General features: G+C 73.0%; 9 protein-coding genes. 2 read left to right on the forward strand and 7 right to left on the reverse strand.

All coding sequences use genetic code 11. The annotated features are described in order from the left end of the window. Positions 1 to 20: 20 nt before the first annotated feature. Positions 21 to 1,601, reverse strand: coding sequence for a CehA/McbA family metallohydrolase (locus ABTX81_RS23630; protein WP_350548882.1), 1,581 nt, complete (start codon positions 1,599 to 1,601; stop codon positions 21 to 23). A 200-nt stretch (positions 1,602 to 1,801) separates the two neighbouring features. On the opposite strand from ABTX81_RS23630, the gene ABTX81_RS23635 reads away from it, so the two are divergent. Further along, a complete protein-coding gene (locus ABTX81_RS23635) occupies positions 1,802 to 2,755 on the forward strand; it encodes a polysaccharide deacetylase family protein (protein ID WP_350548884.1) in 954 nt (317 codons plus the stop codon). Here ABTX81_RS23635 and ABTX81_RS23640 read toward each other — a convergent pair. Continuing rightward, positions 2,735 to 4,036 (reverse strand): sensor histidine kinase, encoded by a 1,302-nt coding sequence (locus ABTX81_RS23640; RefSeq protein WP_350548886.1) that lies wholly within the window; start codon positions 4,034 to 4,036, stop codon positions 2,735 to 2,737. The two genes, ABTX81_RS23635 and ABTX81_RS23640, sit on opposite strands and share 21 nt — an antisense overlap. A 21-nt stretch (positions 4,037 to 4,057) precedes the next feature. Then, a complete protein-coding gene (locus ABTX81_RS23645; RefSeq protein ID WP_350548888.1) occupies positions 4,058 to 4,642 on the reverse strand; it encodes a hypothetical protein in 585 nt (194 codons plus the stop codon). A 252-nt stretch (positions 4,643 to 4,894) separates the two neighbouring features. Between ABTX81_RS23645 and ABTX81_RS23650 the strand changes: the two genes are divergently transcribed. Continuing rightward, entirely contained in the window at positions 4,895 to 5,461 is a 567-nt protein-coding gene (locus ABTX81_RS23650) for a DNA-binding response regulator (RefSeq protein WP_350548890.1), read from the forward strand. Between the two features lie 316 nt (positions 5,462 to 5,777). Here the strand turns inward: ABTX81_RS23650 and ABTX81_RS23655 are convergent, their stop codons facing one another. From ABTX81_RS23655 to ABTX81_RS23670, 4 genes are all read right to left on the reverse strand, one after another. Further along, positions 5,778 to 6,872, reverse strand: a complete 1,095-nt coding sequence (locus tag ABTX81_RS23655; protein ID WP_350548892.1) for a TolB family protein — start codon at positions 6,870 to 6,872, stop codon at positions 5,778 to 5,780. Positions 6,873 to 7,095: 223 nt separating this feature from the next. Further along, entirely contained in the window at positions 7,096 to 7,578 is a 483-nt protein-coding gene (ybiA, locus tag ABTX81_RS23660; RefSeq protein WP_350548894.1) for a riboflavin biosynthesis intermediates N-glycosidase, read from the reverse strand. 73 nt (positions 7,579 to 7,651) lie between these two features. Beyond that, positions 7,652 to 8,227, reverse strand: coding sequence for a hypothetical protein (locus tag ABTX81_RS23665; RefSeq protein ID WP_350548971.1), 576 nt, complete (start codon positions 8,225 to 8,227; stop codon positions 7,652 to 7,654). A 112-nt stretch (positions 8,228 to 8,339) separates the two neighbouring features. Then, on the reverse strand, positions 8,340 to 8,750 hold a 411-nt coding region (locus ABTX81_RS23670; protein ID WP_350548896.1), incomplete at its 5' end, for a tetratricopeptide repeat protein.

Consider the following 8,750-nt stretch of genomic DNA (forward strand, 5'->3'; position numbering starts at 1 on the left):
GCTTTCCGGCCGCCTCCCCGCTACCTGCGCGTCCGCAGCACGATCGGATTGGTCAGCGCCGCCATCGGTCCCCACGGCAGCTCCGGGCCCATCGAGTTGCCCCGGCCCGGCGTCCCGTCCGCCCTCGGGTGCCGCACCTCGGCCCGGACGAACGCGGCGAGCGAGGCCGTGGTCCGCCACACCACCGTGCCGGCGCCGCCGGACGGCAGCGACTCCTGGTGCAGCTGGCCCTCGTCGGTCAGGAACCGCACCGTGCCGCTCGGCACCCCGGAGACGTCGAGCCGCACGTCCACCGGCGCGTCCGCCGGCACGGCCAGCTCCTCGCCGATCCCGGCCTGCCGGCCGCCGCCGGTCGCGGTGAACTCCAGCTGGACGGCCGCCGACTCGGCGAGCCAGCTGCGCCCGGCGCGCAGGCCGGCCAGGACGGCGTCCCGGTCGAGGTCCTCGGCGAACACCACGGTGTGCGGCGAGCCGATCACCTGCGGGACGCTGTGCGCGTCGCTGTTGCCGATCGCGGGCAGCCAGGACCGCCCCTCACGCAGCGCCACCGCCAGCTGGGCGTCCCAGGTGTCCACCGCCGACTCGTCGTCGTACGTCCACGGGCCGTTCCACACCTCGACGGCGTCCGCGTCCTGGTACCCGAACCTCCACTGGCAGGCGACGTACGGGCAGTACGGGTGCGCCGGCACCACCAGGCCGCCCTGCCGCCGCACCTGGCGGGCGAACCGGGGGAAGGCCTCGTCGCGCGAGCGGTAGCGCCAGTCGACGAACTGGCCCGGCCGCAGCCCCAGCGCCAGCCAGTGGCCGTTGCGGGTGGTCACCTCCTCGCCCAGCACGATCAGCAGGTCCGGGCCGGCCAGCGGGCCCCACACGCCGTGCGAGGAGGTGGTGTTGTGGTCGGTCGACACGATGAAGTCCAGCTTCGCCTCACGCGCGCCGGCGGCCACCTCGGCGGGCTGGCGGCGCCCGTCGGAGTGCACCGTGTGCAGGTGGCAGTCGCCCCGGTACCAGGCCCGCCCGCGGCCCCGGGCGCGCTCCGGGGGGTAGGCGGGGGTGAACTCGCCACCCGGCGCGCCGAAGCGCAGCGTCACGTCGACCCGGTACTCCAGCCCCTGCGGCGCCACCTGGTACGGACCCAGCACGACGTGCCACCGGCCCGGGCGGATCGCGCCCGGCAGGTAGCCGGGTGTGGCCTGCTCCCGGCTCACCGCGAACTCGGTGCGGAAGCCGCCCGACCAGCCGCGGAAGCCGCGACCGCCGAGGTCGGTGCCGCGCTCGTCGAAGAGCCCGATGTCGCAGGAGTTGCCAGGGGTACCGGGCGGGACGGTCGGCTTGTCGTACCGGTACGAGACGGCGATCTCCCGGACGCCGGCGGGGACGTCGAAGGGGAGGTGGACGAAGTCGGGGGCGCCGGTCGGCAGCTGGCCGGTCAGGGTGATCGTCCGCTCGGCCCCGTCGGCGGCCCCGTCGGCCGTCCCGTCGGCCGCCTGGGCGACGCCCGCCGTGGCCGCCGTGGCCGCCGCCACCGCGCCGAGCGCCCCCGCCGCCAGTAAGCCGCGCCGGCCCAGCAGCGCCTTGTCGTCGTGCCTGTGCTCCGTCATCGGAAGCCTCCGCTCTCGCCGGGATGCCGGGATGTCAGCGGAGTCTCGTACCCTTTCCGGTGAACCCCCGGTGAGCCGGGCCCCACGGCCGTGCGGCAGCCCCGTGAAGGCCGCGCCCGCTTGCACGGGCGGGCGCGGCGGCCCTGAATGGAGGGGCGTGGATCGGTGATCTCTGACGGTCGGACAGGTTCGGAGCTTTCATGGCACTCAGTCGGCGGACCCTCCTGACGGCCGCGGCCGGCACCGCCCTGGCCGGCTGCGCGCCCAGAACGGCCGCCCAGCCGCCGACCACCCGGCTGCCGACCGCCGCGCCGCCCACCACGGTCGCGCCGCCCACGGCGGCCGGTCCGACCCCCTCGGCGGAGCCCACCCCTACATCCACGCCCACCCCTACTTCCACGCCCACGCCGACCCCCACCCCCACCGCCGAGGCGTCCGCCGCCCTCCCCACCCGCGCGGCCGTCACCGCCCGCTACGCCGACGCCGCCCCCACCGCCTGGGGCCTCGACGTCCCCGGCGTGCTCACCGCCCTCCCCGACGCCGCCGCCCCCGCCATCGCCCTCACCTTCGACGCCTGCGGCGGCTCCGGCGGCTCCGGCTACGACGCCGCCCTCGTCGACACCCTCCGCGCCCACGGCGTCCCCGCCACCCTCTTCCTCAACGCCCGCTGGATCGACGCCAACCCCGCCGTCTTCGACGACCTCGCCGCCGACCCCCTCTTCGAGATCGCCAACCACGGCACCGTCCACCGCCCGCTCTCCGTCACCGGCCGCTCCGCCTACGGCATCGCCGGCACCCGCGACCCCGGCGAGGTCCACGACGAGATCGCCGGCAACCTGGCGAAGCTCACCGCCCTCCTCGGCCGCCCGCCCCGCTTCTTCCGCTCCGGCACCGCCCACTACGACGACGTCGCCACCCGGATCGCCGCCGACCTCGGCCAGCGGATCGCCGGATTCAGCACCAACGCCGACGGCGGCGCCACCCTCCCCGCCGCCCAGGTCCAGCGGGAACTCGCCGGGGCCGACCCGGGCGGCATCGTCATCGCCCACATGAACCGGCCCGCCTCCGGCACCGCCCGCGGCGTGGCCGCCGCCCTCCCCGCCCTGCTGGCCGCCGGCCGTACCTTCACCCGGCTATCCGACGCCTTCCGATGACGCCCGGGCGACCCCGCCGACCCCGCCGCCCGGCGCCGTCCCGACCGCCGTGGACACCGGCAGCGCCGCCGCCACCCGGAACCCGGGGCCGTACGGGGCCGCGCTCAACAGCCCGCCGTACAGCGCCACCCGCTCGCGCAGCCCGAGCAGCCCGTGCCCGGTCGAGAGCTCGTTCTCCCCGTCCGGCGTACGGCCGGCCCCGTCGTCCACCACCTCGATGAGCAGCGCCCGGTCCCAGGTGATCCGCACGACCGCCCGGGTGCCGGGACCGGCGTGCTTGGTGATGTTGGTGGCCGCCTCCTGGACCAGCCGGTACGCGGTCTGGCTGACGCTGTCGTCGACCCGCATCGGCGTTCCCCGGACCTCCAGGGAGATCTCGACGCCGGCCTCGCGGACGTTCGCCAGCAGCCGCTCCAGATCGCCCAGACCGTGGCTGTACTCCTCCTCGACCGGGGTCTCCGCGGTGCGCAGCAGCCGCAGCATGTGCCGCAGCTCGGCCATGGTGGCCCGCCCCAGGCTCTCGATGGTGCCGAACGCCTCGCCGCGCGCGGGGTCCTCGAACGCCGTGACCTTCGCCGTCTCCGCCCGCATCACCATGACGGCCACCGCGTTGGCGACGATGTCGTGCAGTTCCCGGGCGATCCGCAGCCGTTCCTGGGTGACCCGCCGGCGGGCGTCGGCGACCTCCTGCCGGTGGCGTTCGGCGGCGTCCTCGGCGGCCCGGCTGAGCCTGGCGAAGCCCCAGACCACCAGCGTCACCGGGACGTAGAAGGAGAGGCTGGAGATCAGCACGGACAGCTGCCGGGAGCCCTCGTAGTCGCCGACGGTGTAGGCGATCGCCAGCCCCAGGGGGACGACACTGAGCCCGAGGGTGGTCAGCGCGACGGGCCGGCGGCACTGCGCGGCGACGGTGTAGAGGGCGATCAGGAGGCCGAAGCACGGGACGTAGTCCAGGGCACCGGCCATCGAGAGCACGTCGGATCCCGCGGAGATCACCCACACGGCGGCGAAGACCGCCACCGGCCAACGCCGCCGCACCACCAGCGCGGTGGCCTCGCCCAGGGCGAGGACGACCATCCAGAAGCGCTGTTCCCAGCTCGCCCAGGGGGCGATGATGGTGCCGAAGTAGAACAGCTCCGGGATGACCGCCGCCAGGGCCAGTGCCAGATCCTGCCACCCGACGGCCCGCGCGCCGTCGGGCGCGCGGGCGTCTCGTGACCGGTCGGGCGGCAGGCCCTGCGGCGGGTCCTGGGGTCGGTCCTGCGGCGTCGCCATGGTCATCGCGGTCGCTCCACGGTCCGGTCAGTCCGTCGAGGCGGGGTAGTGGAAGCCCGTCTTCGTCGTCAGGTGGTGCCCGCAGGTGGGACTGGTGCCGCAGACACCCCGGCTGTAACCCTCGACGCTGCTGGAGAGGAGGGGGGCGTACTTGGGGGCGAGCCACCAGGCGTCCGGCGGAAGGGGCTCCTCCGGGTGCACCACCCGGAAGCCGAGGTCGGCGAAGGCCACCCACTGGTCGCCGTGGTGGCGGATCAGGAGCTCGGCGATCTTCTCCGGCGTGGCACTCACGTCGGGAACGTCGAACTCGGTCGGCCAGACCAGCGTCAGGGCCGCCGCCGCCGTGCTGACCCCGTTCTTGTTCACCGCGGCCACGCTGACGCCCCCGACGCGGATCGTCTCGGCCGCATCGTCGGTTCCGGGCGAAGGGGATATCCGGACGACGTATCGCTGCCAGGCGTTCGTCACGTCCTGGGGCGGGTCCGGGACCAGCACGCTCGCCGGACCGGTCATGAACCCGTACGCCAGGAACCTGCCGGCCGCTCCGTCCGGCTTCTGTAGGTGCACGGCGACCAGCAGAGCGGGCGCATCGGTCACATTTTCACTACTCATAGTTACACCTTGTAATCATCCTGGCCCGCTCCGGTCTCTGCGGGTGGCTTGTTCCCACCCTCGCCCCGTCCCTGTCCCAGGAGCATGAGCCTCCGGCCCCACCTCTGCCCCGACCTGCGGACTTCCCGTCTCCGCCGGCCGTGCATGACCGGCCGTCATGACATCTGTCACGGAGCGCCACTGTGAAGCGTCATCCCCGTCGGTGAGTGCACGCACTTCTGTCGCGCCGGCGCCGCTGGAAGGCTGAACCGCATGACCGAGCGCTTCCCCGCCCTCCGCCTCCTGCTGGCCGACGACGAGCCCGGCCGCCGGGCCGCCCTGGCCGCCCTGCTGGACCTGGAGGAGGGCCTCACCGTCGTCGCCGAGGCCGACTCCGCCCCCGCCGCGCTGGCCCTGGCCGCGCACCGGCGCCCCGACGTCGCCATCCTCGCCCTGCGCTCGCCCGGCCCGGGCAGGTTCTCGCTCCCGGCCTGCCCGACCGTGATCATGACCACCCACGCCCGCCCGGGCGACCTGCGCCGCGCCCTGCGCGCCGGCGCCAGGGCCTTCCTGCCCCGCAGCGTCTCCGCCGCCGACCTGGCCGGTGCCGTCCGCACCGTCCACACCGGCCGCCGCTACCTCCACCCGGACACCCTGGCCCCGGACACCGCCGTTCTGACCGCCGACGAACTCGACGTCCTGGAACTCACCGCCACCGGCACCCCGGCCCCCCTCCCGCCGGACCTCGTCCGCCACCACCTCACCTCCGCCACCACCAAGCTCGGCGCCACCCACCCGGCCGCCGCCCTCCGGCAGGCTCGCCGGCACGGCTGGATCTGACTCGGCTCTGCGGCGCGAGGTCGTCATGTGCGCGGATCGCGGCGGCGAGGTGTCCTTGCTGGCGAGGCGCTCGGCGGCGGCGTGGTGGACGGTGGACCCGCCGCCTCGAAGCTACTGCCGTCACGCGCCGCCCGCACGCGTGGGCGGCGGCTCAATGACCTCCCTGCGCATCCCTTCTCCGCCGGGCCGACCCCAACTGCCCTGCAACAGCCCGGTGGAAGAGCCTAGTGCTGCTTCGGGGAGCACGTTGCGAAAGCAGAGGGGTCGGGGCGGGACGCGACAGTGGAGGACGAATCGCGACCGTCGTCGCAGGCGGTCAGCGGAGGGTGCGGAGGAAGATGTCCGTCTTGCCGTTGGTGTCGCCGGGGACGAGGTCATCGGCCGCGGACTGGAAGACCACATCGCGTCCGCCGGCGCTGACCGCGTCGATCCCGGCCGTGGCCGGGCGGTCGGTGACGGTCTCATCGGTGCCCGTCTCCAGGTCGCGCAGCGTGAGCGGCGCCGGCCCGGTCGCATCGGACGGGGTGTGCAGCAGGTAGCGGCCGGTGGGGTCGATGGCGACGCCCTTCACGCCCGGGACCAGCAGCGCGGTGCCGGAGGCGACGTCGTGGACGTACGTGTCGGAGCCCGATCGGTAGACGACCTTGTTGCCGTCGTCACTGAGCTGGACGAGTTCGGCGGCCTTGTCCGGACCTTCGATCGGGCCGGCGGCGGTGTTGTCGGCCCAGTCCCACAGGAAGACGTCGTGCTCACCGCCGTCCTGGTAGGCGAGACGGGTCCCGTCACCGCTGATGGACGGCCGGATCGCCTCGGTGTTGTGGATGACGTCGACGGTCTGCAGGGCGCCGGTGTCCGGGCGGCGGACCTCGACGCGCTGGTTGGGCTCCGGGGGCCTGAACCTGACACCGAACGCCTGGTGGTGTTCGCTCGCGCCCATGGCCGCCTCGCAGAGGAAGAGCGAGCAGGTGTAGGCGGTCGTCCACCCCAGGGTCAGATGCTCCTGGTAGAGGGCCGTGTTGGCGAACCTCGGTCCGAGATAGGCGACGATCTGTCCGTCGCTGCTGAGCATGGGCTGCCCCGAGGTGTGTCCGCTGAAATGCCGGTTCTGTCCCGTCGTCAGGTCGCGGACGATGACCAGCTCGTTCTGTCCCGTATTGCCGGGGGTGAGGTTGTTCGCACGCGAGGCGAAAACGATGCGGTGGCCGGCCGGTGTGATCGACACCTGGCGGGAGTCGCCGTTGGCCTGGGTGCCGTCGGCCGCGACACTGACCCTCTCGATGCCGATCGAGCGGACGCCGGCACCGCCTGCGCCGTCGGCGGCCCCGGCCCAGGCCGCTCCAGGCAGGGCCGCCGCGATCACGGAGGCCGCGGCCGCCGCGCTCAGGGCGACCCGCCGACCTTTGGCTGTCACCCGGTTCGTCATTCCTCGCATGTGTCCCCCCGGACAGATTCCGCCTCGGCACCCCATTCGGAGAACCGCCGACATTCAAACGCGACCGGGCGATGCGGTCAACGCGCAGATGCGCCAAATGACGTGTCGGGATAAAGGGTTTCGGATCTCCGGGAACCATTCCGTCACTCGGAAATCTCCCGTCACAAGGAAAACAGCCGGCCCCGGTGCATTCCCGGCGGGATCATCCAGGCGACTTTGCGACGGCTGGACCCGGGCGCTCCTGGGCTTCGGTGCGAAGCTGGGTGCGGGTGCGCATCAGGATCCGGCCGAGCATGTTCTTGCCGTTCCCGGTCCTGCCGCGGCCCCAGTAGTGGTCGGTGCCGGTGTCCTCGACGATCTCCTCGTCGGCGGTGGACAGCAGGATCTCGCGGATGTCCGCGTGCGCCCGGAACTTGGCCGCCACGGCGCGGCGCATGACGTCGTCCTTGACGCGCTCCCAGTCCCGCCGCAACGGCCTGGACGGGTCACGGCCCAACTCGGCGGCACGCAGCGGCGTGCGGGCTCGACGGATGAGATCGGCATGGCGGGTGCCGACGAACTTCTGGGCCTGGAAGTAGTGTTCCGAGGTCGGCCAGAGGTGTCCGTCGAGCTCCAGGTCGTGAGCGGAGAAGTTGGAGAAGCAGCCGTAGGGGACGTCGTCCGCGCCGTAGAAGTAGATCGTCATCCGAACCTCGTCGCAGTAGCGGGGTTCGCACGGTCTCAGGCCCCGGGCCGCACCCGCAACCGGTTTCGCCGGCTCACCGCCCCGCCCGCAGGGGGAGCGGATCGCGCAGCCTGGCCGTGTACCGCCGGTACGCCCGCGCCTCGGCCGAGACGCCCTCGACGGCGGCGAGGCGGTCGGGGAACATCACTCCGCCCGCGTGCAGGCGGGTACCCGTCCCGAACTCGTTGCCGTGCAGCCGGCCGGTCACCAGCCGGCCGCGGTCGACCCGGAACCAGACCTCGCGCCGGTTGCCGAACAGCACGACGCTCTCGCGGAGGTCCCGCACGTCGGTGTACACGTCGAAGTCCCAGCTACCCGGGTAGTTCCCGCGAAGGTGGTGCATGAACCGGGGGAGGCCGACAGGGGTGCCGAACGGAATCACCGCGTCGGCATAGGGCTCGCCGGCGACGAAGTAGAGACGGAACTCCAGGCCGTACAGCCGCCCGTGGACCCTCCTCTTGACGTAGAGGGAGAACGTGTCCGCGTCGTCGTAGCTGGAGCGGTTCTCGGGACGGACATGCCGGCTCAGGTGCTCGAACGACAGCGTCTCCTGGTCGACATACAGCCCGGGGATCCGCTCGACCGAGCCATGGAGCAGGTAGCGGCACATCAGGTCCACGGGATGTGTGTCGTGCGCCAGCCGCGTGAGGAATCCATCGGAATAGCTGTCCCGCAAAGGTGTCTCCACTGCTCCCGTGGGGCTGAAACCGCTGGTCGTACCTTCAGCCCTGTGACGCGCGCTTGTCACGCCCGCGGATCGCGCCGGCGAGGTTGTCGCGGGTGCCCAGGGTGTGGGGGTGGGTGTGGCCGAGGACCTGCTCGGATTGGGCGAGGGTGGTCTCGTAAAGGGCGATGGCGCGGTTGATGTCTCCGGCGGACTGATAGGCGCCAGCGAGGTTGTTGCGGCTGGCCAGGGTGTGGGGGTGGGTGTGGCCGAGGACCTGCTCGCGTTGGGCGAGGGTGGTTTCGAGGATGGGGATGGCGCGTTCGAGCTTCCCGGCCAAGGTGTAGGAGCCGGCGAGGTTGTTGCGGCTGGCCAGGGTGTGGGGGTGGGTGTGGCCGAGGACCTGCTCGGATTGGGCGAGGGTGGTCTCGTAAAGGGCGATGGCGCGGTTGATGTCTCCGGCGGACTG

It is taken from the genome of Kitasatospora sp. NPDC097605 (assembly GCF_040302725.1).
In the GTDB taxonomy this organism is placed as follows: domain Bacteria; phylum Actinomycetota; class Actinomycetes; order Streptomycetales; family Streptomycetaceae; genus Kitasatospora.